This is a genomic window from Streptomyces sp. NBC_01384 (assembly GCF_045040035.1).
In the GTDB taxonomy this organism is placed as follows: Bacteria; Actinomycetota; Actinomycetes; order Streptomycetales; family Streptomycetaceae; genus Streptomyces.
This window is the reverse complement of the sequence record NZ_CP109559.1, coordinates 4,432,260-4,456,161: the sequence shown is the minus strand read 5'-3', so window position 1 is coordinate 4,456,161 and position 23,902 is coordinate 4,432,260. Positions and strand designations below refer to the sequence as shown.

21 protein-coding genes are annotated in these 23,902 nt (G+C 70.1%); 13 read left to right on the top strand and 8 right to left on the bottom strand.

The window, feature by feature from the left end:
• Positions 1 to 151: 151 nt before the first annotated feature.
• The 8 genes from OG747_RS20325 (at position 152) to OG747_RS20290 (ending at position 9,647) form a co-directional block, all read left to right on the top strand.
• Positions 152 to 1,045 (top strand): alpha/beta hydrolase family protein, encoded by an 894-nt coding sequence (locus tag OG747_RS20325; protein ID WP_405880750.1) that lies wholly within the window; start codon positions 152 to 154, stop codon positions 1,043 to 1,045.
• 134 nt (positions 1,046 to 1,179) lie between these two features.
• A complete protein-coding gene (locus tag OG747_RS20320; RefSeq protein WP_405880749.1) occupies positions 1,180 to 2,325 on the top strand; it encodes an alpha/beta hydrolase in 1,146 nt (381 codons plus the stop codon).
• A 199-nt stretch (positions 2,326 to 2,524) separates the two neighbouring features.
• Positions 2,525 to 3,724 (top strand): acyltransferase, encoded by a 1,200-nt coding sequence (locus tag OG747_RS20315; protein ID WP_405885611.1) that lies wholly within the window; start codon positions 2,525 to 2,527, stop codon positions 3,722 to 3,724.
• Positions 3,725 to 3,734: 10 nt separating this feature from the next.
• The gene (locus tag OG747_RS20310; protein WP_405880748.1) at positions 3,735 to 5,432 is read left to right on the top strand and encodes a histidine kinase; all 1,698 of its coding nucleotides are present in this window, start codon (positions 3,735 to 3,737) and stop codon (positions 5,430 to 5,432) included.
• Positions 5,429 to 6,109 (top strand): response regulator, encoded by a 681-nt coding sequence (locus tag OG747_RS20305; RefSeq protein WP_405880747.1) that lies wholly within the window; start codon positions 5,429 to 5,431, stop codon positions 6,107 to 6,109. Before OG747_RS20310 ends, OG747_RS20305 begins: the two co-directional genes overlap by 4 nt.
• Positions 6,110 to 6,228: 119 nt before the next feature.
• Positions 6,229 to 7,587 (top strand): sensor histidine kinase, encoded by a 1,359-nt coding sequence (locus OG747_RS20300; protein ID WP_405880746.1) that lies wholly within the window; start codon positions 6,229 to 6,231, stop codon positions 7,585 to 7,587.
• On the top strand, positions 7,584 to 8,258 hold the full coding sequence (locus OG747_RS20295; RefSeq protein ID WP_405880745.1) for a response regulator: 675 nt from the start codon (positions 7,584 to 7,586) through the stop codon (positions 8,256 to 8,258). Before OG747_RS20300 ends, OG747_RS20295 begins: the two co-directional genes overlap by 4 nt.
• Positions 8,259 to 8,363: 105 nt before the next feature.
• A complete protein-coding gene (locus OG747_RS20290; RefSeq protein WP_405880744.1) occupies positions 8,364 to 9,647 on the top strand; it encodes a cytochrome P450 in 1,284 nt (427 codons plus the stop codon).
• An 86-nt stretch (positions 9,648 to 9,733) separates the two neighbouring features.
• On the opposite strand, the gene OG747_RS20285 is transcribed toward OG747_RS20290, so the two are convergent.
• Complete coding sequence (locus OG747_RS20285; protein ID WP_405880743.1) at positions 9,734 to 11,350, bottom strand: ABC transporter permease; 1,617 nt, start codon at positions 11,348 to 11,350, stop codon at positions 9,734 to 9,736.
• Complete coding sequence (locus OG747_RS20280) at positions 11,347 to 12,264, bottom strand: ATP-binding cassette domain-containing protein (RefSeq protein ID WP_405880742.1); 918 nt, start codon at positions 12,262 to 12,264, stop codon at positions 11,347 to 11,349. Before OG747_RS20280 ends, OG747_RS20285 begins: the two co-directional genes overlap by 4 nt.
• 103 nt (positions 12,265 to 12,367) lie before the next feature.
• Between OG747_RS20280 and OG747_RS20275 the strand changes: the two genes are divergently transcribed.
• Positions 12,368 to 12,865, top strand: a complete 498-nt coding sequence (locus OG747_RS20275; protein WP_405880740.1) for a GbsR/MarR family transcriptional regulator — start codon at positions 12,368 to 12,370, stop codon at positions 12,863 to 12,865.
• A 63-nt stretch (positions 12,866 to 12,928) separates the two neighbouring features.
• Here the strand turns inward: OG747_RS20275 and OG747_RS20270 are convergent, their stop codons facing one another.
• Entirely contained in the window at positions 12,929 to 14,449 is a 1,521-nt protein-coding gene (locus OG747_RS20270; protein WP_405880739.1) for an APC family permease, read from the bottom strand.
• Positions 14,450 to 14,676: 227 nt separating this feature from the next.
• On the opposite strand from OG747_RS20270, the gene OG747_RS20265 reads away from it, so the two are divergent.
• Complete coding sequence (locus OG747_RS20265; protein ID WP_405880738.1) at positions 14,677 to 16,071, top strand: ethanolamine ammonia-lyase subunit EutB; 1,395 nt, start codon at positions 14,677 to 14,679, stop codon at positions 16,069 to 16,071.
• Positions 16,068 to 16,907 (top strand): ethanolamine ammonia-lyase subunit EutC, encoded by an 840-nt coding sequence (eutC, locus tag OG747_RS20260; protein WP_405880737.1) that lies wholly within the window; start codon positions 16,068 to 16,070, stop codon positions 16,905 to 16,907. The genes OG747_RS20265 and eutC overlap by 4 nt, the downstream gene beginning before the upstream one ends.
• A gap of 30 nt (positions 16,908 to 16,937) precedes the next feature.
• On the opposite strand, the gene OG747_RS20255 is transcribed toward eutC, so the two are convergent.
• Entirely contained in the window at positions 16,938 to 17,864 is a 927-nt protein-coding gene (locus OG747_RS20255) for a diacylglycerol kinase (RefSeq protein ID WP_405880736.1), read from the bottom strand.
• 191 nt (positions 17,865 to 18,055) lie between these two features.
• Here OG747_RS20255 and OG747_RS20250 point away from each other — a divergent pair, with 191 nt between their 5' ends.
• Positions 18,056 to 19,339: an adenylosuccinate synthase gene (locus OG747_RS20250; RefSeq protein ID WP_405880735.1), complete on the top strand. Its 1,284-nt coding sequence runs from the start codon at positions 18,056 to 18,058 to the stop codon at positions 19,337 to 19,339.
• A 215-nt stretch (positions 19,340 to 19,554) separates the two neighbouring features.
• Positions 19,555 to 21,372 (top strand): 5'-nucleotidase C-terminal domain-containing protein, encoded by a 1,818-nt coding sequence (locus OG747_RS20245; protein WP_405880734.1) that lies wholly within the window; start codon positions 19,555 to 19,557, stop codon positions 21,370 to 21,372.
• A 52-nt stretch (positions 21,373 to 21,424) separates the two neighbouring features.
• Here the strand turns inward: OG747_RS20245 and OG747_RS20240 are convergent, their stop codons facing one another.
• The 4 genes from OG747_RS20240 to OG747_RS20225 all read right to left on the bottom strand — a co-directional run bounded on the left by OG747_RS20240 (position 21,425) and on the right by OG747_RS20225 (position 23,870).
• Positions 21,425 to 22,066 carry a Uma2 family endonuclease gene (locus tag OG747_RS20240; protein ID WP_405885610.1) on the bottom strand — a complete coding sequence of 214 codons (642 nt, stop codon included), beginning with the start codon at positions 22,064 to 22,066 and terminating at the stop codon, positions 21,425 to 21,427.
• Between the two features lie 34 nt (positions 22,067 to 22,100).
• The gene (locus tag OG747_RS20235; RefSeq protein ID WP_405880733.1) at positions 22,101 to 22,748 is read right to left on the bottom strand and encodes a hypothetical protein; all 648 of its coding nucleotides are present in this window, start codon (positions 22,746 to 22,748) and stop codon (positions 22,101 to 22,103) included.
• A 106-nt stretch (positions 22,749 to 22,854) separates the two neighbouring features.
• Positions 22,855 to 23,034: a DUF397 domain-containing protein gene (locus OG747_RS20230; RefSeq protein WP_405880732.1), complete on the bottom strand. Its 180-nt coding sequence runs from the start codon at positions 23,032 to 23,034 to the stop codon at positions 22,855 to 22,857.
• A 2-nt stretch (positions 23,035 to 23,036) separates the two neighbouring features.
• Positions 23,037 to 23,870, bottom strand: coding sequence for a helix-turn-helix transcriptional regulator (locus OG747_RS20225; protein WP_405885609.1), 834 nt, complete (start codon positions 23,868 to 23,870; stop codon positions 23,037 to 23,039).
• Positions 23,871 to 23,902: the final 32 nt, after the last annotated feature.

Genomic DNA, 23,902 nt, shown 5'->3' with positions numbered 1-23,902 from the left:
CGCCCAGCCTAACGAAACACCAGAACCGTTTACCCCTCACCGAGCGTGATATCCGGGTGTAGGCGCACGTCACGGGCCTGATACCGTCCCCGCCAACGGCCGAATTCTCTCCTGGTCCGCCAAATCCGTTTCACCGCTGAGAGGTTGGAGCATGCCGGACGACGCCGGAGCAAGGGACTCCGCTGCACGGGACGCCGCCGAAGAGGCGTCGGCCTTCTCCCACCCGCCGGTCGACCCCGACACCACCGCCGCATACGGCGACCACCCCGACCAGGTGATCGATTTCTACACCCCGCGCGAACCCGACCCCGCGGTGCCCGCCCCGCTGGTGATCGTCCTGCACGGCGGCGCCTGGCGCGCCCCGTACGACCGCAGGCACATCACCCCGTTCGCGGACTTCCTGGCCCGCCGCGGCTTCGCCGTGGCCAACGTGGAGTACCGTCGCGGCAGCGCGATTCCCGCGCAGGGCGGCGAGGGCCCGGTCGCGGGCCGCTGGCCGGACACCTTCGACGACATCGCGGCCGCGCTGGACGCGCTGCCGGAGTTCGCCCGCGAGCACCTGCCGCAGGCCGACCTCAGCCGTACGGTGATCACCGGTCACTCCGCCGGCGGCCACCTCGCCCTGTGGGCCGCCGCCCGCCATGTCCTGCCCGCCGACGCCCCCTGGCGAACCGATCGTCCCGCCCCCCTGCGCGGCGTCGTCGCGCTCGCCCCGATCGCGGACTTCCGGGTCGCCGAGGAACTGGACGTGTGCTCCGGGGCGTCCCGCCAACTCCTCGGCGGTGAGGCCAGGTTCGCCCAGCGGCAGCCGTATGCCGACCCGGTGTTCCTGCTCCCCACCGGCATCGCCACGACCCTCGTACAGGGCCGCGCCGACATCGTCGTGCCGCAGGCGGTCGCCGAGTCGTACGCGGACGCGGCGGCGAGGGCGGGTGAGGTGGTGGGCCTGACGCTCCTGGAGGACGTGGGCCACTTCCCGTTGATCGACCCGGCGGCGGACGCGTGCGCGGTGGTGGCCGAGGAGATCGCCCAACTGGCTTGGTAACCCGGTCATACCCGTAATACCTGAGAGCTACCTCCCAGGTGAGCTCCCTGGCGGGACGCGAACGACACGTCACGATCCGTAACTTCCCCTTCAGAGACGCCCGATGAGCGGGCGGACTGGACGGGAAGGACGCCATGGAGCTCCGGGCGAAGCCGAACGCGGCGAGGAGAGCAACGCGAGCCGCACACACGGCGCCGCCTGACCCGGCGGAACAGGCAAAGCCGGCAGAGCAGTCCGAGCAGGCACAGCAGGCACAGCAGGCACGCCAGGCAGAGCCGGCAGAGCAGTCGTCGCCCAGCCGTAGAGGCCGGGCCGTCGTCCGGCGCCTGCGCCGCACCGCCCTCGCAGTGCTGGTGACAGCCGCCGTGGTCGTTCCGGTCTCCGCCGCCGCCCGCCCTCGGATCCCCGCCCCGGCCCCGGCCGTACTCGCCCCTTTGACGACCTCGACGCTGGACAGGGCCTACGAGGCGAACCGCGCGAACGCCGCGGAGGCGTCCCGCATGGCCGCCGACCACGGCGACCGTACCCGCGCCGCCGCGGACCGCACCCTGGCCGCCCCCTCCCGCCACTTCCTCTCCTTCGACGGCCGCGGCCAGGGCCAGGCCGTCGAGGTCCTCGGCGACCTCGCCCACGCCGACCGCGTCGCGGTCCTGGTCCCGGGTTCCGACACGACCCTGGAGACGTACGGCCGCTTCCGCGCCGCAGCACTCGCCCTGCACAACCGACTCAACCAGTTCACCCAGCTCAACCCGCTCAACCCGCATACGGCGGTCATCGCCTGGCTCGGCTACGAGACACCGGGCACGGTCAGCACCACGGTCCTGACGACCGGGCGTGCCGAGGACGCGGCCCCGCACTTGAAGGGATTCATACGCGAACTGCGCGGCGTCGTCGGCGAGAAGGCGCACGTCTCCCTGCTGTGCCACTCGTACGGCACGGTCGTCTGCGGTCGCGCGGCCCAAGGACTGGACGTGGACGACATGGCCCTCCTCGGCAGCCCCGGCGCGGGCGCGGACTCTGCGGCGGCCCTGCACACATCCGCCCGCGTCTGGGCGGCCCGGGGTGCCGACGACTGGGTCGCGAACGTCCCGCACACCCACGCCGATCTCTTCGGCACCACCGTCGGCTTCGGCACCGACCCGGTGTCCCCGGCCTTCGGCGCCCATGTCTTCGCGGCGGGCGGCGGCGGCCACAGCGACTACTTCAAACCGGGATCGGTGTCCCTGGACAACCTCGCCCGGATCGTCCTTGGAGCCACCTCGGAGGTAACCCGTGCGTGAGTCGATCGTCCGTGACCACACAACCGAAGCCCGAACGACCGTGCCGAAGCAAGGCAAACGCCCCACTGCACCTGTCCTGGCAGGCACCCACGCCCCAAGGACCGCAACCCTCACCCCAAGGACCGCAACCCACGCCCCAAGGACCGCAGCCCAAGCCATACGAACCGCAACCCACGCGCCACGAACCGCAGCCCAAGCCATACGAACCGCAACCCACGCCGCAGGAGACGGCGTCCGCCGAATCGACGCCGCCACCCCCGCGGAGCGAGACCGTGCCGTCGACGCCCTGCGCGCCTTCGCGATCCTCGGCGTGGTCCTCGGCCACTGGCTGGTGACGGCCCTGGTCGTGGACGGCGGCGCGCTGCACACGGCGAGCCCGTTACAGCGCATGCCGTGGCTGGCCCCCATCTCCTGGGTCTTCCAGACGCTCGCCGTGTTCTTCCTGGTGGGCGGTCACGTGGCGACGAAGGGCTACGCGTCGGCGCGGGCACGCGGCACGACGTACGGCCAGTGGCTGCGCACCCGCCTCGCACGGCTCTTCAAACCGGTGGCCGCCGTACTGACGCTGTGGACGGTGGCCACGACCTGCCTGCTCCTGTCCGGCACCGGCGTCGAGACGGTCCACACCCTCGTCAAACTCGCCCTGTCCCCGCTGTGGTTCCTCCTGGTCTTCGCTGCGCTGACGGCCGCGACCCCTCTCCTCACCCGAATCAACCCGCTGTGGCCGCTGGCCGTCGTTCTCCACGTGGACCTGATTCGATTCGGACTCGGCGGCCCGTCCTGGCTCGGCTGGGTGAACGTGGCGGCGGGCTGGCTGGTCCCCTACACGCTGGGCGCGGCCTGGACGCGCGGCGAGTTGGACCGGCGGCGCGCGGGCTGGGTGCTGCTCCTCTGCGGCGCGGCGGCGACCGCGGCGCTGGTGGCGTGGGCCGGATACCCGGCGTCGATGGTCGGCGTCCCGGGCTCGGCGGTCTCGAACCTGAACCCGCCGACACTGGCCGCGGTCACCTTCGGCCTGGCCCAGTGCGGTCTCGCGCTGCTGCTGCGCGAGCCGTTGCGCCGGTGGATGCGGCGGCCGCCGGCCTGGGCGGCGGTGGCCCTGGTCAATCTGTCCGCGATGACGATATTCCTCTGGCACCAGACGTCCCTGATGGCGGTCACCGCGGTGGGCCTGCTCGGGGGCCGTCTGCCCGGCCTGCACATGGTCCCCGACGACCTGGGCTGGGTGGCCGCCCGCCTCGCCTGGCTCCCGGTCTTCGCCCTCGCCCTCACTGTCTGCTGGGCCGCCTTTCGCTCCTACGAACAGGGTTCGCGCCGCGGCACAGGTCGCCCGTCCCGGATCGTCCGCGTCCACCGTCGCGGCGGTCAGGCGGGTACACGAACGGCCCGCCGTGCTTAGGGTTGATCAAGTGACCAGCGCCGAGCCCAGGGACCCGAACAGCGAGCCTTCCATGCCCGACGCCACCACTCAGGACCCGAGCCACCCCAGCCTTACGGACCCGAGCCACCCCAGCCTTACGGGGCCGAGCCACCCAAGCCTTACGGGGCCGGGCTGCCCCAGCACCGCGGACCCGCGCCGAAACAGCAGCTCGGACGCCGCAGAGTCCGCGCTCCACCCAGCCCACAAGCCCACCCCCGACGACGCCGCCCGCAGAGCCACGCTCCCCGACACCTATTCCGCCCGCATCCACCACACACGCACCCTCCTGCGCGAGATCCTCACCGATCTCACGTCTCCGTCCGCCGCCCCCCTGCTCCCGCTGTCCAGGCCCCGATTACTGCGTTGGCTGCCGCACGTCGTGGTGTGCGCGGTCGCCCTCGGGATCGCGGTCGGGGGCGCGCACGACCAGACCGCCGGCGATCAACTCGGCTTGGTGCTGGGCACGGTGATCGGGTTCGCGCAGGGCGTGACCATCGCCCTCGCCCTGTGGCGGCCCGTGGTGGCCTGGTGGCTGTCGCTGGGCGGCGCCGTCGTGGCCGCCGCCGCGGTCAGGGAACAGATGGCGGTGGCCATCCCGGACCCGGGTCTGGGTCCCGCCAGGCCACTCGTCCTGGACCCTGGCCCGGAGTGGCCGTGGAGCTCGACCGCGATCATCGCGCACGCCTTCGTGCTCTTCTTCCTCGCTTTGCGGGTGCCCACCCGCGTGGCCGTCGGCGCGCTGTCCGTGACCGCCCTGACGACGTACTTCCTGGAGGGCATCGTCGGCGGACAGGCCTTCCGCTCGACGGGGATGCTGGCGGTCGTCGTCTTCGCCGCCGTCGTCCTCCTCGGTATCGCCCTGCGCGGCCGCACCCAACTCGTCGAACAGGCCTCGCAGACCGAGGAGGAGCGCGCCCGCCGCACCCTCCTGGAGGAGCGCAGCCGGATCGCACGCGAACTGCATGACGTGGTCGCCCACCACATGTCGGTCATCTCCATCCAGGCCCAGGTCGCCCCGCACCTGGTCGAGAACCCGTCCGAGGAGCTGAAGGAGAACCTCGAGGGCATCCGGCAGAACGCCCTGGAGGCACTGACCGAGCTGCGCCGCGTCCTCGGCGTACTGCGCTCCGAGAACCCGGAGGACCCGTACGGCCTCGGGGCCGGCACCGGCGCTGCCCCCAACTCCCCGCAACCCACGCTCGACCGCCTCGACGCCCTCGTCGAGAACACCCGCGCCGCCGGCCTCGAGGTGGCCACGGAGATCACCGGCGAGCAGCTCCCCCTGCCGCCCGGTGTGGAGTTGTCCGCGTACCGGATCATCCAGGAGGCGCTGAGCAATGCCCTGCGGCATGCGCCCGGTTCGGTGGTCCGCGTGGAGCTGTGGCACTTCCCGCGCGGTCTTCAGGTGCGGGTCATCAACTCCAGACCGCAGCGCCCGGCCCCGCCGTCCCCGGGCGCGGGGCACGGTCTGCTCGGTATGCGGGAGCGCGCCGCGATGCTGGGCGGCACGCTCGTGACCTCCGAGACGTCGCACGGCGGCTTCGTGGTGGCGGCCTTCCTGCCCCGCAACGGCGTCGCTTCCACCGACGAAGACTCCAGCGACGACCGCACCAGCGACGACCGCACCACCGGCGACGGCTCCACCGACGACAGCCCCGCACGCCCGACAGGAGAAGAGACCCCATGACGAGCGCGAGCGGCACCATCCGCGTACTGATCGCCGATGACCAGCAGATGGTCCGCCAGGGCTTCACCGTGCTGCTCAACACCCAGCCCGACATCGAGGTGGTCGGCCAGGCGGTGGACGGCCTGGACGCGGTCGCCAAGGTCGCCGAACTCGCCCCGGACGTCGTCCTGATGGACATCCGCATGCCCGAGCTCGGCGGCATCGACGCGACCAGACGCATCACCGGCGAGACACCCCACATCAAGGTGCTGGTGCTCACCACCTTCGACCTCGACGAGTACGTGTACGACGCGCTGCGCGCCGGAGCCTCCGGGTTCCTGCTCAAGGACGCGTCCGCCGACCAGCTCGCCGAGGCGGTACGGGTGGTCGCGGCGGGCGACGCGCTGCTCGCACCCGGGATCACGCGCCGTCTCATCGCCGAGTTCTCCCGCCTGGACTCCACACCCCGCGCCCCGCTCAAGCAACGGGTGGGCGAGCTGACCGAGCGCGAGACGGAGGTGCTCGCGCTCATCGCGCAGGGCCTGTCGAACGCGGAGATCGCCGAGTGCCTCGTCGTCGCCGAGCAGACCGTGAAGACCCACGTGGGCCGCATCCTGGTGAAGCTGGGCCTGCGCGACCGCACTCAGGCCGCGGTCTTCGCCTACGAGTCGGGACTGGTACGCCCGGCCGGCTACTGACCTCCCCGGATCTGCCCCGGATCTGCCCCGGGGGATACCCGTAGTACCTGAGACGGATCCCGCAGGACCCGTCTCACTGGTGACGACCGCGACCCAACCGGCGGCCTACCGTTTTGAATGTGACCGAGACGACCCAGACGCAGACGATGCAGATGACGCCGCCGGGCGGGGCCAAGCCACGCAGCCCGGAGTTCCGGCTGGCCGCGGACGCCCTGCGCGGGCTGCGGCAGGACCTGTTCCACGACGCCTTCGCCTACCGCCCGCTGCCCCGGATGCGGGTGGACGGCCCGCTCACCCGACGCCTGCCCGAGGCCATCAGGGAGTATGTGGCCTGGACCCCGCACGCCGTGGTCGGGGCGGTCGGTCTGCTGGCGATGCTGAGCGCCTATTTCGGCAGTGACGGCAGCGGCGATTTCGGCACCCTGCTGTGCTGCCTTCTCGTGCTGATCCCCGTCCTGCTGACGCTGGTCCGGCCGGTCGGTGCCTTCTGGTTCTCCATGGCCGCGACTCCGGTCGTCGCCGTGCTGCGCGATTCCGGGGGCGACCGGCCCTGGTCGACCGGCAGCTTCGTCGCCCAGCTGACGGTGCTGACGGTCGTGGCGCTGCGCACCAGGCCGCGCACCGCCGCCTGGATGTGGGCGCTGACGGCGGTGTACGGATTCCTGGCCGAGTCCTTCTCCAGCCCTGGGCACTTCTCGACGAACACGGCGCCGCTGCTGTTCGTCTCCGCCCTGGCCCTTCTGGTCGTCACCGTTATCCACATACGCCGCGAGGCCGAGCAGGAGGTGACTGCCCATCAGTCGGAGACGGCGCACGAGCGCTCCAAGCGCACCCTGCTCGAGGAGCGCACCACCATCGCCCGCGAGCTGCACGATGTGGTCGCCCACCACATGTCGGTGGTCGCCATCCAGGCGGAGGCCGCCCCCTACCGGGTGGAGAATCCACCGCCCGAGCTGGAGCAGGCCTTCGTCACGATCAGGGAGAACGCGGTGGCGGCGCTCACCGAGCTGCGCCGCGTCCTCGGGGTCGTGCGGGCCGAGGACTACGAGGCCCCGGACGCCCCGCAGCCCACCCTCGCCGACCTCGACGCCTTGCTGGCCAATGTGCGGGAGGCGGGCCTGAGCGTCGAGAAGGCGGTCACGGGCGCGGTGCGCGAACTCCCGCAGGGCGTCGAGCTGTCGGCGTACCGCATCGTCCAGGAGGCACTGAGCAACACCCTGCGGCACGCACCCGGCGCGACGGCCCGGGTGGAGATCGGTTACGTTCTCGGCGGGCTCGGGCTGCGCATAGTCAACGGTCCCGCGCCGGCCGCCATCCTGGTGAAGTCCACACACGGCGCGGGGCACGGCATCACCGGGATGCGCGAGCGGGTCACGATGCTGGACGGCGAGATGACGGCGGGCGAGACGGACGACGGGGGATACGAGGTGACGGTCTTCCTGCCGGTACCGCTGCCGGCGGCGGAGGAAATTGGATGACGAACGGCACCATCCGCGTCCTGATAGCCGACGACCAGGTGATGGTCCGCGAGGGCTTCTCGGTGCTGCTCGGCGCGATGCCGGACATCGAGGTGGTCGGCGAGGCGGTCAACGGGCGGGACGCGGTCGAGCGGGTCCGCGAGCTCACCCCGGACGTCGTGCTGATGGACATCCGCATGCCGGAGCTGAACGGCATCGAGGCGACCCGGGAGATCGTCGCGGCGGACAGCGCGGCGAAGGTGTTGGTGCTCACCACCTTCGACCTCGACGAGTACGTGTACCAGGCGCTGCGCGCGGGGGCCTCCGGGTTCCTGCTCAAGGACGCCTCGGCGCGCCAACTCGCCGAGGGGGTGAGGGTGGTGGCGGCCGGGGAGGCGTTGCTCGCGCCCTCGGTCACCAAGCGGCTGATCACCGAGTTCTCCAAGCTCGCGGACGCCCCGCGGCTGTCGGCCACGGCGCAGGCGGCCTACGGCGACCTGACCGAGCGCGAGACGGAGGTGCTGGTCCTGATCGCCCAGGGGCTGTCGAACGCGGAGATCGCCTCGCGGCTGTTCGTCGCCGAGTCCACGATCAAGACCCATGTGAGCCGCATCCTGGTGAAGCTGGGCCTGCGGGACCGCACCCAGGCGGCGGTCTTCGCCTACGAGGCACGACTGATCACCCCCAGGTGACCACCGAGGCGACCACCGAGGCGACCAGGGGCTGACCAGGGGGACGGTGGCCCGCTCGCCGAGACACCCCTGTTCAGCGGGCGCGAGTCGGGCTAGCGTCCGCCCATGGCAGCCTCGCACACCCCGCAGTCTCAACAGACTCCGCCGTCTCCACAGACTCCGCAGTCTTCGCGTTCCCCGCAGACCGCTCTGGCCTTCGACCCCTGGGACCCGGCGTTCGTGGCGAACCCGTATCCCGCGTACGAGGAGCTGCGCGAGCGAGGCCGGGTGCACTACTACGAGCCCACCGACCAGTGGCTGGTCCCGCACCACGCGGACGTGTCGGCGCTGTTGCGGGACCGGCGTCTGGGCCGGACGTACCAGCACCGTTTCACGCACGAGGACTTCGGGCGGACGGCACCACCGCCTGAGCACGAGCCGTTCCACGTCCTCAACGACCACGGGATGCTCGACCTGGAGCCGCCGGACCACACGCGGATCCGACGGCTGGTCTCCAAGGCGTTCACGCCGCGCACGGTCGAGCAGCTCAGGCCGTATGTGGACCGGCTGGCGAACGAGCTGGTCGCCGATCTGGTCGCGGCCGGCGGCGGTGATCTGCTCACCGATGTCGCCGAGCCGCTCCCGGTGGCGGTGATCGCGGAGATGCTGGGCATCCCGGAGTCCGACCGGGCGCCGCTGCGGCCGTGGTCGGCGGACATCTGCGGGATGTACGAGCTGAACCCTTCCGAGGAGACGGCGGCGAAGGCGGTCCGGGCGTCGGTGGAGTTCACGGAGTACCTCCGCGAGCTGATCGCGACGCGCCGCAAGGAGCCGGGCGACGACCTGATCTCGGGTCTCATCGCCGCGCACGACGAGGGTGACCGCCTGACCGAGCAGGAGATGATCTCCACCTGCGTCCTGCTGCTGAACGCGGGGCACGAGGCGACGGTGAACGCCACGGTGAATGGCTGGTGGGCGCTGTTCCGCAACCCCGACCAGTTGGCGTCCCTGCGCGCCGACCGCTCCCTGATCCCCACGGCGGTGGAGGAGCTGATGCGCTACGACACCCCGCTCCAGCTCTTCGAGCGCTGGGTGCTGGACGACATCGAGATCGACGGCACGACCGTTCCTCGCGGTGCGGAGATCGCCATGCTCTTCGGCTCCGCCAACCACGACCCCAAGGTCTTCGAGGCCCCGGAAAAGCTGAACCTCTCCCGCGCCGACAACCCCCACATCTCCTTCAGCGCCGGCATTCACTACTGCATCGGCGCCCCCCTGGCCCGCCTGGAACTGACCTCATCCCTCACCGCCCTGCTGAACCGTGCCCCCACCCTTCACCTCACCACCGAGCCGACCCGTAAGCCGAACTTCGTGATCCGCGGCTTGGAGGCCTTGAACGTCCAGCTCTGACGCCCCAGGAGCGCCCCGTCAGGGGCGCGGGGAACTGCGCGGCCGGCCCCCACCCGCCGGCAGCTGAAGAAGGACCCGCCTCACCCTCATGTGCTCATGTCCCGTCGCCGCAACCCCGCTACCCCCACCGCGGTGAGAGCCACCGCGACCCCCAGCAGAATCAGTACCGGGGTCCACGCCATGTCTCCGCCCGGCAACTTGGGGAGGTGGCCGAAGGGGGAGAGGTCCATGACGGACTGGGGGACGTCGAGGGCGGGGCCGATCCAGCCCAGCAGAAGAGCGAGCCCGGCCGCGCCCCAGGCGCCGGGCGCCAGTCGGGGTGAGACTCCGTAGAGGAGGACCGCCAGTCCGCCCAGTGTCCAGATCGCCGGGATCTGGACGAGGCACGCACCGACAACGGCCCCGAGTTCATGGCCGTACCCCAGGCCGAGACCGAGTCCGCCCAGCAGCATGATCAACGCCGCCCCGCCGAAGGCGATGACGAGGTGCCCGCCGGCCCACCGCGACCGCCCCACCGCGTTCGCCAGCACCGGCTCCGCCCGTTGCGAGGTCTCCTCACCGTGCAGGCGCAGCACCGACGAGACGACGTACAGCGCGGCCACCATCCCGAGCATGCCGACCATCGCGGCGAGGAACGCGTCCGTGATCCCCGACTGTCCGCCCATCCTCTCGATGATGTGGCGGGTCTTCTCGTTGGTGCCGACCAGATCGGACGCCCCCTTCGTCATCCCGCCGAACGCGGCCCCGGCGGCGAGGAACCCGAGGCTCCACCCGAGCACGGCACCCCGCTGCAACCGCCAGGCCAGCGCCCCGGCCGACCCGAGCCGCCCCTCCGCGGGCCCCGGCCGCGTCGGCAGGAAGCTCATCCCGACATCGCGCCGTCCGGCGAGCTGGTAGGCGACCGCGCCCTGGATCACCACGGCGGCGGCGAACAGCGACAGCACCCACCACCGCTCCGCCGCGAAGGACCGCTGGTTCTCCAGCCACCCCAGCGGCGACACCCAGGTCAGGGGGGACGAACCGTCGTTCACGGACGAGTCGCCCGCCGCGCGCAGCACGAACGCCGCGCCGAGCAGCCCGCCCGTCAGCCCCTTCGCGAGCCGCGCGCTCTCGGTCAACTGGGCGACGATCGCGGCCATGGTGGCGAAGACCATGCCGACACCCCCGACGCCCAGCCCGAGGGTCAGCGCCCCGGCACCGCCCTGGCCGGCCAGCCCGCCCGCGATGAGCAGCGCGAGGACGCCGTTGGCGACGAGGGCGGCCAGCAGTGCCGCCGTGAGCGGGGCGCGGCGCCCCACCATCGCGGAGGAGATGAGTTCCTGGCGCCCGCTCTCCTCCTCCTCGCGGGTGTGCCGTACGACGACGAGCAGGCTCATGATCCCGGCGAACAGACCGGCGTAGCCGCCGATGCGCCAGGCGGTGAGTCCGCCGAGCGAGTCGCTGAACACCGGCCCGTACGTGGCGCGCAGTGAGCTGTTGGTGAGCATCTGGCGGGCGAGGTCGGCGCGTTCGGCGGGGGTGCTGTAGACGGCCTTGAGGGAGTTCGGCAGGGAGAGCACCATCAGGCCGATCACGCCGACCCAGAGCGGCATCATCAGCCGGTCGCGGCGCAGGCAGAACCGCAACAGCGTGCCGGTTCCGGCGAGGTGGCGGGAGCCCCGGGCCCGTACCCCGCCCCGTACGGCCTGGGTCGCGGTGGTCATCGTGCCATCGCCCCTTCGGTGCTCACGGGGGCGTCGTCCTGGTAGTGCCGCAGGAACAGTTCCTCCAGGGTCGGCGGCGTCGAGGTCAGGGACCGTACGCCCGAGTCGGTGAGGGAGCGCAGTACGGCGTCGAGCTTGTCGGTGTCGACCTGGAGCTTGACCCGTTTCCCCTGTACGTCGAGGTCGTGCACGCCGGGCAGGTGCGCCAACCCGTTGGGCGGGCCGACGAGTTCGGCGGTGACGCTGGTACGGGTGAGGTGGCGCAGGTCGGCGAGGGTGCCGCTCTCGACGGTCCGGCCCTTGCGGATGATGCTGACGCGGTCGCACAGCTCCTCCACCTCGCTGAGGATGTGGGAGGAGAGCAGGACGGTCCGGCCGCGGTCGCGTTCCTCCTCGACGCACCGCTGGAAGACCTCTTCCATCAGCGGGTCGAGGCCGGAGGTCGGCTCGTCCAGGATCAGCAGGTCGACGTCGGAGGCGAAGGCGGCGACGAGGGCGACCTTCTGCCGGTTGCCCTTGGAGTACGTGCGCCCCTTCTTGGTGGGGTCGAGTTCGAACCGCTCGATCAGCTCCGCCCGCCGCGCCCGGTCGAGGCCCCCGCGCAGCCGCCCGTACAGGTCGATGACCTCGCCGCCGGAGAGGTTGCGCCACAGGGTCACGTCGCCGGGTACGTACGCGACGTGGCGGTGCAGTTCCACCGCGTCGGCCCAGGGGTCCCGGCCGAGCATCTGCGCCGAGCCCGAGTCGGCGCGCAGCAGGCCCAGCAGGACCCGGATGGTGGTGGACTTCCCGGAGCCGTTCGGACCGAGGAACCCGTGCACCTCGCCCGCCTCGACGTCGAGGTCGAGACCGTCCAGCGCGTGCGTCCCGCCGAACGACTTGTGCAGCCCGGAGACGGCGATTGCCTTCGTCATGCTTCAGAACGTACGCTACTTTCACAAATTTATGAAGTTAAGGAAACATATAAACTTTGGATACCCTTGAGGATGGTGCGGGAGCAGGGGAGATGATCGAGTGATGACCGAACCCACCGGGACGGCGCGGGACGAGGAAGCGGTCTCCCAGTTCGTCGAGGGCTTCGCGGCGCAGCTCGTCGAGGCCGGGATGCAGCGGATGCCGGCCCGCGTCTTCGGGGCGCTGCTCGCCTCCGACACCGGCACCCTGACCTCCGCCGAACTCGGCGAGCAGCTGCGGATCAGCCCCGCCGCGGTCTCCGGCGCCGTGCGTTACCTCGCCCAGCAGCACATGGTCTCGCGCGAGCGCGAGCCCGGTTCGCGCCGCGAGCGCTACCGCGTGCACAGCAACCAGTGGTACGAGGCCCTCACCAACCGCGAGGCGGTCCTCAAGCGCTGGGAGTACGCCCTGCGCGAGGGGGTCGAGAGCCTGGGCCGTGAGACCCCCGCCGGCCGCCGTCTCGCCGAGACGCTCGCCTTCTTCGAGTTCGTCGACGGTGAGATCGCCATGATGATGGAGCGCTGGCGGGTCCACCGGGAGCAGCACTTCGGCGAGGGCTGAGAGCCCTCGCCGAAGAGAGAAGCGGCGTTCCTGCCTCTCCTTTGGTCCTGCCTCTCCTCGGTCCTACCTCTCCTTGGTCTCCTCCAGCACCGTCCGCCCCAGCAGCGCGTACCGCTGCGGAGCCTTGCGCTTGAGATAGGTCGCGTAGGCGACTCCGCCCACCGCGATCAGGGCGACGATCCAGGGGGTCGCCTTCAGGATCAGGGAGCCGGACTCGGTACCGGCCGCGGCGCCCATGTTGGACACCAGCAGGACGACCACGCCGAGCATCGCGAGACCGCCGATGAGCGGGGCGGTGAAGGTCCTGAACCAGTGCTTGCTCTCGGGGTGGTTCTTGCGGAAGTACGCCAGCACCGCGAAGGAGCACACCGCCTGCACCACCAGGATGGCCATGGTGCCGAGGATGGCGAGCAGCACATAGGTACCGGTGTACGGGTCCTTGCCGGCGATCCAGAACGCGGCGATCAGGAGGGCGCTGACGACCGTCTGGACGAGTCCCGCGATGTGCGGGGAGCCGTGCTGGGGGTGGGTGCGGCCGATCGTGCGCTGGAGCGAGGGCAGGACGCCTTCGCGGCCCAGGGCGTACATGTAACGGGCCGCGCAGTTGTGGAAGGCCATGCCGCAGGCGAGCGAGCCGGTGATCATCAGCCACTGCATGACGTCGACGGCCCAGTGGCCGACGTAGTGCTCGGTGGGGTTGAAGAACAGGGCGAGGGGGTTCGCGGAGGAGGCGGCCTTCACGGCCTCCGACTCGCCGTTGCCGGTGATGGCCATCCAGGAGACGAAGACGTAGAAGACGCCGACGCCCAGGACGGAGATCATCGTCGCCTTGGGGATGATCTTCTTCGGGTCGCGGGACTCCTCGCCGTACATCGCGGTGGACTCGAATCCGACCCACGACCAGAAGGCGAAGAAGAGGCCGAGCCCGGCGCTGGTGCCCTTGAAGGCGTTGACCGGGTTGACCGGGCCGAAGGTGAAGCCGTGCGGCCCGCCGCCGTGCAGGGCGACGGAGATCGCCATGGCGGCGAGGATGGTGACCTCGGTGGCGAGCAGCACGACGAGCAGCTTCTCCGCGACGGACACCCCGAACCACGTACCCGTGGCGTTGACGGCCAGCATCAGGATCGCGAACGCCCACCACGGCACGTCAAGTCCGGTCTGGTCCTTGAGGGTTCCGGTGGCGAAGGTCGAGAAGATGCCGATCAGGGCCGGCTCGAAGACGACGTAGGCGAAGGTCGCCAGCAGTCCCGAGGCGAGACCGGCGGTGCGGCCGAGACCGTACGAGATGAAGCCGTAGAACGCTCCGGTGGAGGTGATGTGCTTCGCCATCGAGGTGAAGCCGACCGCAAAGATCGCCAGGACGACCATTGCGACGAGATAGCTGGCCGGGGCGCCGATGCCGTTGCCGGCGGAGACCATGAAGGGCACGTTGCCGGTCATGGCGGTGATCGGGGCGGCGGTGGCGACGGCCATGAAGACCACGCCGAGCAGCCCGATCGCGTTCGGTTTGAGCCGGTGAACAGTCCCTCCGCCCGCCTCCGCGGTGTCCGGTGCCCCAGGGGCCATGCCCTCTTGTACTGCCATCGGGTGGCCCCTTTCCAGTTCACGCCGACGTCGTCGGTGTGGGTGATCGGCGTGTGATCGGTGTGTGCGACGAGCCGGAATCCTGCTGTGCGAATGAGTCGGATTCCAGGTCGGGGCGTTAAATGTTTGTCAACTAGACCTTTAGATAGACCTTTGGAGCGAACGTCTGCGTTAACTCTCGGCCCGGGCGTGGACCCCGGCGCCCGACCCTTCGTACGGTCGCGGACATGAGCACCTACACCGCCGTCCTCGGCGGCCGGACCCACCAGTTCGACGGACTGGCCCGGCTGCTCGCCGCCGCGAGTCCCGAGCGTTCCGGCGACCGGCTCGCCGGGCTCGCCGCCGAGTCCGCGCAGGCGCGCGTCGCCGCCCGGTGGGCGCTGGCGGAGGTTCCGCTCGCCCGGTTCCTCGCCGAGCCGGTGATCCCGTACGAGGACGACGACGTGACCCGCCTGATCATGGACAGCCATGACGCGGCGGCCTTCGCACCCGTGTCCGGCCTCACCGTCGGGGAGTTCCGCGAGTGGCTGCTGTCGGAGGCGGCGGACGCGCCGACGCTCGCCGCACTCGCCCCCGGCCTGACCCCGGAGATGGTGGCCGCGGTCTCCAAACTGATGGGCAACGCGGACCTGGTGGCGGTCGCCCGCAAGGTGCGGGTGATCACCGCCTTCCGCTCCACGATCGGCCTGCCGGGCCGCCTCGCCACCCGTCTCCAGCCCAACCACCCCACCGACGACCCGGCGGGCGTGGCGGCGGCCCTGCTGGACGGGCTGCTCCTCGGCTCCGGCGACGCGGTGATCGGCATCAACCCGGCGACGGACAGCCCGAAGGCGGTACGGGACCTGCTGGACCTCCTGGACGGAGTGATCGACCGCTACTCCATCCCCACCCAGTCCTGCGTCCTGTGCCACGTCACCACCAGCATCGACCTGATGGAACGCGGCGCCCCGGTGGACCTCGTCTTCCAGTCCATCGCCGGTACGCAGGCCGCGAACGCGTCGTTCGGAGTCACCTTGGGGCTCCTGGACGAGGCATACGAGGCGGCGCGGGGGCTGGCCCGGGGCACGGTCGGCTCCAACGCCCTGTACTTCGAGACGGGCCAGGGCAGCGCGCTGTCCGCCGACGCGCACCACGGGGTGGACCAGCAGACGGTGGAGGCACGGGCGTACGCGGTCGCCCGCCGCTACGAGCCGCTGCTCGTGAACACGGTGGTGGGCTTCATCGGTCCGGAGTACCTGTACGACGGCCGCCAGATCCTGCGCGCGGCCCTGGAAGACCACTTCTGCGGCAAACTCCTCGGCCTGCCGATGGGCCTGGACATCTGCTACACCAACCACGCCGACGCCGATGACGACGACATCGCCACGATGCTGACCATGCTCGGAGTCGCGGGCGCTTCGTTCGTGATCTGCACGCCGGGCGGCGACGACATCATGCTGAATTACCAGTCGGCCTCGTACCACGACGCGTTGTATCTGCGCGAGGTGCTCGGGCTGCGCCCCGCGCCGGAGTTCGAGGCGTGGTTGGAGCGGAGTGGGCTGTTGGACGACGTGGGCGGGATACGGGACGTGACGGGTACGGCCCACCCCTTGATGACGATCGGCAAGGAGCTCGCGGCATGACGGACCAGCGACTGGCGACGCTTGTACGGGCTCTGGTCGAGCCCGGACCCAAGTCCGAGCCCGAGTCCGACGCCGCCCTGTGGGCCGCCCTCCGTCGCCACACCCAGGCCCGCATCGGTCTCGGGCGCGCGGGTTCGGCGTTGCCCACCCGGCACCGGCTCGAACTGCAGGCCGCGCACGCCGCCGCGCGGGACGCGGTGCACTCGCCGTTCGACCCCGACGTGGTGGCGTCCGCGCTGACGGGTATGCCGACGATACGGGTGCGCAGTGCGGCTCCCGACCGGCTCACGTATCTCCAGCGCCCCGATCTGGGGCGCCGGCTGCACGACCTGGACCGTGCGCATCTGCCCCGTGACGGCTGGGACGTGGTGTTCGTGGTCGCCGACGGGCTGTCGAGCCGGGCGGTGCACGAGCATGCGGCGGCGGTGGTGCGCGCGACGACGGAGCGGCTTCCCGCCGACTGGCGCGTCGCTCCCGTCGTGCTCGCCGAGCAGGCGCGCGTCGCCCTCGGCGACGACATCGCGCACGCCCTGGGGGCCGGCATGGTCGTCGTCCTCGTCGGGGAGCGGCCCGGTATGTCCGCCGCGGACTCGCTGGGCGCGTACCTGACCCACGACCCGCGCCCGGGCCGCACCACGGACGCCGACCGCAACTGCCTCTCCAACATCCGGCCGCCGCTCGGGCTGTCCCACGCCGCGGCGGCCGCCAAGCTCGCGGTGTTGATGCGCAGGGCGCGGGAGCTGGGCTGTACGGGGGTGGCGTTGAAGGACGAGTCCGACGACTCCGGCGAGTCCGACACGACGTTGCCTCCGGCGCGGCCGGGCCACACGGGCTGATCCCCCGTTCCCGGGGCGAGACCCATGGCCTCAGCCCGGCAACGTGAGCCCCCATCCCCCCTCCCGAACCGTCCACGTCCGAGTCCGCACAGGCCCGGAGATCACCGAGTCCGCCCGATACCGGAAGTCCGCCCCGGACACGGTCACCCGTCGCCCCACCACCCGCAGCGGCGAAGCCGCCGCGCCCACGGACACCGGCCGGACCTCGACCGCCGCGCCGCCCGCGACCCCGGGGGTCACGGACACGGCCTCCACGGGCTGGTCGAGGTCGACGAGCGTGACGCCGTCGACCTCGATGCGCAGCCGGGCCGGGCCGGGCCTGGGGACGGAGGCCAAGCGGGCGGGCCGGGCGGCCAGGGTGCGGACGAGGGACTGACAGGTACGCAGCCAGGGGTGCGCCCCAGCCCCACCCCCGGAGCCGGTCCCACCTCCGGGACCGGTCCCGGCCCCGGAACCGGCTCCGGAGCGGCCCCCGGCCGCGGACCCGCCCCAGGAGTCCTCGGCCACCGGAGACAGAGACGGCACCGACGGAATCCGCAACGCCCCGAGCACCACCCCGTCACTGTCGTCGACCAGCAGGTCGAGCCGTCGCTCGGCCCCGTCGAGCACGGCCCGCGCGGCGGCCACCGCCCCCGTCGGCACCCCCAGGGACCGCGCCAGCGCGAGCACACCCCCCACCGGTACCAATGACAGCCCGCACACGGCCAGCTCCCGCTGTCGGTGCAAAAGGGACACAGCGCGCAGCAGCGCCCGGTCGTCGCCGACCACGACCGGCCGCCGTGACCCCCTCCGGGCCAGCGCCCGAGCAAATTCCTCGGGCCCTTCCGGTAGGCATACTTTCGTCGCCGCACCCGCGCTGAGCACGTCTTTTGCGATCCGTACAGACTCGCCGTCCGTCCGACGGGCGACCGGGTCGATGACCACAAGGAGCTGGTCGGAAGCCACCACCTCGGTCATGCCTCGCTTCCTCGGGTAGCATCTTTGTGCAAGAGCCCCTTGCGCTATTGCGCCAGGGGCTTCGTCTATTCCGGGGCATCCGGTCCGACGGTCGCGGCCAAAGGAGGTCGCCGGCGTACGCAGCCGTATCGAAAACCAGCCGCGTACGTCCCCGACCTTGGACATGCCCCGCCCGGAAGGGGTGTACGCCTGTGCCCGCACTTGTGCTGCTCGGTGCTCAGTGGGGTGACGAAGGCAAGGGAAAGGCCACCGACCTGCTCGGTGGATCCGTGGACTATGTGGTGCGCTACCAGGGCGGCAACAACGCCGGCCACACGGTAGTCGTGGGCGATCAGAAGTACGCCCTCCACCTCCTCCCTTCCGGAATCCTCACGCCGGAGTGCACACCGGTGATCGGAAACGGAGTCGTTGTCGACCCGTCGGTCCTGTTCTCCGAGCTGAACGGACTGAACGAGCGCGGCGTCGACACCTCCAAGCTCCTGATCAGCGGAAACGCTCACATCATCACGCCGTACAACGTCACTGTCGACAAGGTGACGGAGCGCTTCCTCGGGAAGCGGAAGATCGGTACGACGGGGCGCGGCATTGGGCCCACCTACGCGGACAAGATCAACCGCGTCGGCATCCGCATCCAGGACCTCTACGACGAGTCGATCCTGACGCAGAAGGTCGAAGCGGCCCTCGAGGTCAAGAACCAGCTGCTCACCAAGCTCTACAACCGCCGCGCCATCGAGGCCGGCCAGGTCGTCGAGGAGCTGCTGGGCTACGCGGACCGGCTCAAGCCGTACGTCGCCGACACCGTCCTGATCCTCAACCAGGCGCTGGAGGACGACAAGGTCGTGCTCTTCGAGGGCGGCCAGGGCACGCTCCTCGACATCGACCACGGCACGTACCCCTTCGTCACGTCGTCGAACCCGACTGCCGGCGGTGCCTGCACCGGCTCGGGCGTCGGCCCGACGAAGATCAGCCGGGTCATCGGCATCCTCAAGGCGTACACGACCCGCGTCGGCTCGGGCCCGTTCCCGACCGAGCTCTTCGACGCGGACGGCGAGGCGCTGCGCCGCATCGGCGGCGAGCGAGGCGTCACCACCGGCCGTGACCGGCGCTGCGGCTGGTTCGACGCGGTCATCGCCCGGTACGCGACCCGCGTGAACGGTCTGACCGACTTCTTCCTCACCAAGCTGGACGTCCTGACCGGCTGGGAGGAGATCCCGGTCTGCGTGGCGTACGAGATCGACGGCAAGCGCGTCGAGGAACTTCCGTACTCCCAGACCGACTTCCACCACGCGAAGCCGGTCTACGAGACCCTGCCGGGCTGGTCGGAGGACATCACCAAGGCGAAGTCCTTCTCCGACCTCCCGAAGAACGCCCAGGCGTACGTCAGGGCGCTGGAGGACATGTCCGGCGCCCCGATCTCCGCGATCGGCGTGGGCCCGGGCCGCGACGAGACGATCGAGATCAACTCGTTCATCTGACAGCCGCGTTGAGTTTGTTCGAGGGGCGCCCACTCGGGCGCCCCTCTTTTTTCTCCTCGGCCCACCATGCCCATCCTTGACCTGGACATGGCCTGTTCCTGGTTCCCGGCAGGCCGGGACGCGGCGACTATCTACGCGTGTAGTGCCCAAAGTCCCCGCACCGCTCGCGCAGTTGCTCCCGTCAGCCAAGTTTCAGCCAGTCCCAGGAGACACGTATGCCCGTCAATCCCATGAACCGCCGGGAGTTCGTGAAGAAGTCGGCCGTCACCGGGGCGGCCGTCACCGTCGCGGGGTCGGTCGCCGCGACCCCGGCCCAGGCCTCGGACCGCAAGCCCGAAAAGGCGCCCCGTACCTGGTCGTTCTCGATCCTGGGCACCACCGACCTGCACAGCCACGTCTTCGACTGGGACTACTACACGAACGCGGCGTACAAGGACAGGGCGGGCAACTCGGTCGGCGTCGCCCGCGTCGCCACGCTCATCAAGCAGCAGCGCGCGGCCAAGGGCGAAGAGCACGTCCTGCTCGTCGACGCCGGCGACATCATCCAGGGCACCTCGCTGGCGTACTACTACGCCCGCGTCGACCCCATCGTCGGCACCAACGGCAAGCGCGGCTCCAAGCACCCCATGGCCGTCGCCATGAACGCCATGCGCTACGACGCCGCCGCGCTCGGCAACCACGAGTTCAACTACGGCATCGAGACCCTGCGCAAGTTCGAGAAGCAGTGCCACTTCCCGCTGCTCGGCGCGAACGCCCTCGACGCCAAGACCCTGCGCCCCGCCTTCCAGCCGTACACCGTGAAGCGCATCTGCGTCCCCGGCGCCCCGGACATCAAGGTCGGCATCCTCGGCCTCACCAACCCCGGGATCGCCCTCTGGGACAAGGACAACGTCGCCGGGAAGATGGCGTTCACCGGGCTGGTCGAGCAGGCGAAGAAGTACGTCCCGCGGATGCGCGCCCTCGGCTGCGACGTCGTGTTCCTCACCGACCACTCGGGCCTGGACGGCAGTTCGTCGTACGGCAGTGAGCTCCCCTACGTCGAGAACGCCTCGAACCTCGTCGCCCAGCAGGTCCCCGGCATCGACGCGATCCTCGTCGGTCACACGCACACCGAGGTCTCGTCGTACACGGTGAAGAACGAGGAGACCGGCAAGGACGTCATCCTCTCCGAGCCGTACTGCTGGGGCATGCGCCTGACCGTCTTCGACTTCGAGCTCGAACTCGTCCACGGCCAGTGGAAGGTCACCAGCACCAAGGCGCAGACCCTCAACAGCAACGCGGTCGCGGAGGACCCGGAGATCACCGAGCTCCTCAAGGCCGACCACGACCTGGTCGTGAAGTACGTCAACACGCCGGTGGGCACGTGTACCGCGGACCTCTCCGCGGCCGAGGCCTGCTGGAAGGACGTCCCGGTCATGGACTTCATCCACCAGGTCCAGATGGCGTCGGTGGCCTCCGGCCTGTCCACGGCCGACGCGGCCCTCCCGCTCATCTCGGTCGCCGCGCCCTTCAGCCGCACCGCCGACATCCCGGCGGGCAGCGTCACCATCCGCGACGTCGCCGGGCTCTACATCTACGACAACACCCTGTACGGCAAGAAGCTCACCGGCGCCCAGCTCAAGGACTACCTGGAGTACGCGGCGAAGTACTACCACCAGGTCGCGTCCGGCACGAAGGTGGACACCGCCACCGTCACCAACGCCAACAACTTCTGGGACTACATGTACGACACCGCCGCCGGCGTCGAGTACGACATCGACATCGCGCAGGCCGAGGGCTCCCGCATCAAGAACCTCACCTACAAGGGCGCGGCGATCGCCGACGACCAGGTCTTCGTCGTCGCCGTGAACAACTACCGCGCCAACGGCGGCAGCGGCTACCCGCACATCGCCGCCGCCGACATCGCCTACAGCTCCACCAACGAGATCCGCCAGCTGATGATCGACTACGTCACGTCCAAGGGCACCCTGAACCCGGCCGACTTCGCGGTCACCAACTGGAAGCTCACGCAGGACGGCACGCCGGTGTTCTGACCCGGTAGGGAAGCCGCGCCCCGCATCCCGGCGGGGCGCGGCTTCCCTGCTGTCAAGCCTTTTCGGCGCCCTCGTCGTCCGCTTCCGGCTTTTTTGCTTGAGGCGCATGGAATCCGCTGGTGTCGAGGGTGCAGTCGAACGGGTCGGGGATATGGAGCTCCTCACCGAACGGCTTGGGGAAGCTGCCCTCGTAACCCTTGGCGGTAGGTGCCCAAAAGACCGTCGCCTGTTCCTCCTGCATGTCGAGGACCAGGTACACGGGGACGCCCGCCCTGCCGTAGGCCGCGACCTTGTCGGCCAGGTCGTCCTCGCGGGTGGAGGGGGAGGCCAGCTCGGCGACGAAGGAGAGGGCTTCGCCGTCCAGGCGGTTGCTCGTTGTGTCCAGCGCCCGCTCATGTGCGGCATGGATATCCGGGCCGTAGGCACGCTCGACCCCAGGGAAGACGAAAAGCATGGGTGCCTGGCTGATGAGGTGGTCTTCGGGCAGGTGTGGTTGAAGCTGCCTGCACACCAGATTCATGACGCGAACGTAGTACCCCTTCGACCACGGCGACTCGACGATGTTCCCCCTGATGATCTCGGCCTTGTAGCCGTCCGGTACGCGCAGCTCGTCGAGGGTGTCCAGCAGGGCCTCGAATTCAAGGGCACCCCAGACCCCGCCGACTTCGCGGTCACCAACTGGAAGCTGACGCAGGACGGCACGGCCGTCTTTCACACGCGCTCGTGACTCAGCCCGTCGGCCCCTCCTGGTGTGGGGCCGGCGGGTTCTTGGTGCCGCAGCTGGTGCAGGCCGGGGGCGAACTCAGGCACGAGTGCAGGGCTGAGCACAGTTGGGTGTCGAGGCGTGTCCGCTCGGCGGGGCCCGGGGATGCGGGCGGGATGAGCGCGAACGGAGTCGCGATGGTCAACAGGGCGTCGGCCATGATCTCCAGGTCGCCGCCCGAGTGCAGGGTGTAGAGGCGCCCACGCAGCCAATGGAGGGCCCGCAGGTGCAGCGGTGTGGCGGACCCCGCCAGAGCGGCGAGGCAGAGGTCGGGGCTGGTGCGGGCGGTTGCCTCGGTCACGGGGTGCTCGCGGAGCAGCCGGGCGGCGCGCACGATCTGCGCGATCACGTGGCAGGACGGCGGCGTCGGGCCGTCCCCCGTGCCCGTGGCTTCCGTGTCAGCCGCCACACTCAGGATGCGGTTCAGTTCCGCCGCGCAGGCGTCTCGGAACAGGTTCTCGGGCTTCGGCCAGTTCCGGTAGAGGAACTGACGGTTGGTCAAGGCCAGGCGCGCGATCTGCGCGATCGGTGGCTGACGCGCACCATGCTCGGCCATCGTGTCCAGCACCGCTCGGTAGACGGCGCCCATCCCTGGCGGGGCGTGACTGCTCATGAGAGCAGCTTGCCGTGCTCCCGGCGGGCCGGGGCCGATTCGTCGGACGGCCACCCGCAGGTGGTGTGGATTCAGAATGTGACAGGTGGGGGTGGGAGTGTCACATTCAGTGGGGCCACATGAGGAAGGCGGACCAAGCCGGGGCGCCCACCGCGAGGGACGGCAGCTCCGGGTTCTTGGAGTCGCGAACGTGGATGGTCTCCCGCTTTTCGTAGGCGACCTCAAGGCATTCACCGCCGCTGTCATTGCTGTAGCTCGACTTGAACCACTGCAAGGTGCTGGTCATCGCTACTCTTCTCCTGCCAACCGCTCGATGAGGCTCAGCGAGTCGTCGGGGCTCAGAGCCTGTGTGCGGATCTTCGCATAGCGGTGCGAGAGTTGGGCGACCTTGCCGGGATTGCTGACAAGGTGGCTCTCGTCCTCGATCTCCATGTAGACCATGTGGTGGTGCTCTTCGGTCTCCACCAGAGTCATGTCTCCGCGGGCGCCCGCGTGAGTACCGCGCAAGCCACGGTCCAGTGGCATCACCTGGATGCTGACGTTGTCCCGCTGCGCGTCCTCGACGAGGGAGTGCAGCTGCCCGCGCAGGATCTCCCGGTTTCCGAACGGCCTTCGTAGCACCGTCTCGTCGAGGATCATCTCGATCATCGCGGTCGGGTCGCGCGCGAAGAGCTTCTTGCGTGCCATGCGCGCCTCGACCAGCTCGTTCACCTTGGTATCGGTGAGCTTCGGATAGCCGCCGCCGATCAGCGCCCGTGCGTAATCCTCGGTCTGAAAAAGACCGTTGACGACGTACGTCACGTACGACGACAACGTCACCGCCCGCGCCTCCATCAACGAGAAGTCCTTGAACTGCGGCGGATACTTGTCCAACAGAACGAACGTGCGGGCCTTCTCGAAGACCCCGAGCCCGCCACCGATCGTCTCCTCCAGCTTGACGAGCATCTGGTCGCTCGCGGGCTGCGCACACGTTTCCATGGCGCTGACCGCCGAACCGGTGTAGCCGATTTTCTTGCCCAACTGCTCCTGAGACAAACGCTGTTGCTCGCGCAGGGCTCTCGCCAGGGCGGCAACGAGCTGAGCCGTCCCACCCGCCTCGACCTTGTTCTCCGCCCGCGCCATCACGGTCACCTCCGAACTCAACTGATCTCAAC

Coding starts and splice junctions, on each gene's coding strand:
- OG747_RS20325 (WP_405880750.1), top strand. CDS start 152: ATGCCGGACGACGCCGGAGCAAGGGACTCCGCTGCACGGGACGCCGCC.
- OG747_RS20320 (WP_405880749.1), top strand. CDS start 1,180: ATGGAGCTCCGGGCGAAGCCGAACGCGGCGAGGAGAGCAACGCGAGCC.
- OG747_RS20305 (WP_405880747.1), top strand. CDS start 5,429: ATGACGAGCGCGAGCGGCACCATCCGCGTACTGATCGCCGATGACCAG.
- OG747_RS20295 (WP_405880745.1), top strand. CDS start 7,584: ATGACGAACGGCACCATCCGCGTCCTGATAGCCGACGACCAGGTGATG.
- OG747_RS20290 (WP_405880744.1), top strand. CDS start 8,364: ATGGCAGCCTCGCACACCCCGCAGTCTCAACAGACTCCGCCGTCTCCA.
- OG747_RS20285 (WP_405880743.1), bottom strand. CDS start 11,350: ATGACCACCGCGACCCAGGCCGTACGGGGCGGGGTACGGGCCCGGGGC.
- OG747_RS20280 (WP_405880742.1), bottom strand. CDS start 12,264: ATGACGAAGGCAATCGCCGTCTCCGGGCTGCACAAGTCGTTCGGCGGG.
- OG747_RS20275 (WP_405880740.1), top strand. CDS start 12,368: ATGACCGAACCCACCGGGACGGCGCGGGACGAGGAAGCGGTCTCCCAG.
- OG747_RS20270 (WP_405880739.1), bottom strand. CDS start 14,449: ATGGCAGTACAAGAGGGCATGGCCCCTGGGGCACCGGACACCGCGGAG.
- OG747_RS20265 (WP_405880738.1), top strand. CDS start 14,677: ATGAGCACCTACACCGCCGTCCTCGGCGGCCGGACCCACCAGTTCGAC.
- eutC (WP_405880737.1), top strand. CDS start 16,068: ATGACGGACCAGCGACTGGCGACGCTTGTACGGGCTCTGGTCGAGCCC.
- OG747_RS20255 (WP_405880736.1), bottom strand. CDS start 17,864: ATGACCGAGGTGGTGGCTTCCGACCAGCTCCTTGTGGTCATCGACCCG.
- OG747_RS20245 (WP_405880734.1), top strand. CDS start 19,555: ATGCCCGTCAATCCCATGAACCGCCGGGAGTTCGTGAAGAAGTCGGCC.
- OG747_RS20235 (WP_405880733.1), bottom strand. CDS start 22,748: ATGAGCAGTCACGCCCCGCCAGGGATGGGCGCCGTCTACCGAGCGGTG.
- OG747_RS20230 (WP_405880732.1), bottom strand. CDS start 23,034: ATGACCAGCACCTTGCAGTGGTTCAAGTCGAGCTACAGCAATGACAGC.
- OG747_RS20225 (WP_405885609.1), bottom strand. CDS start 23,870: ATGGCGCGGGCGGAGAACAAGGTCGAGGCGGGTGGGACGGCTCAGCTC.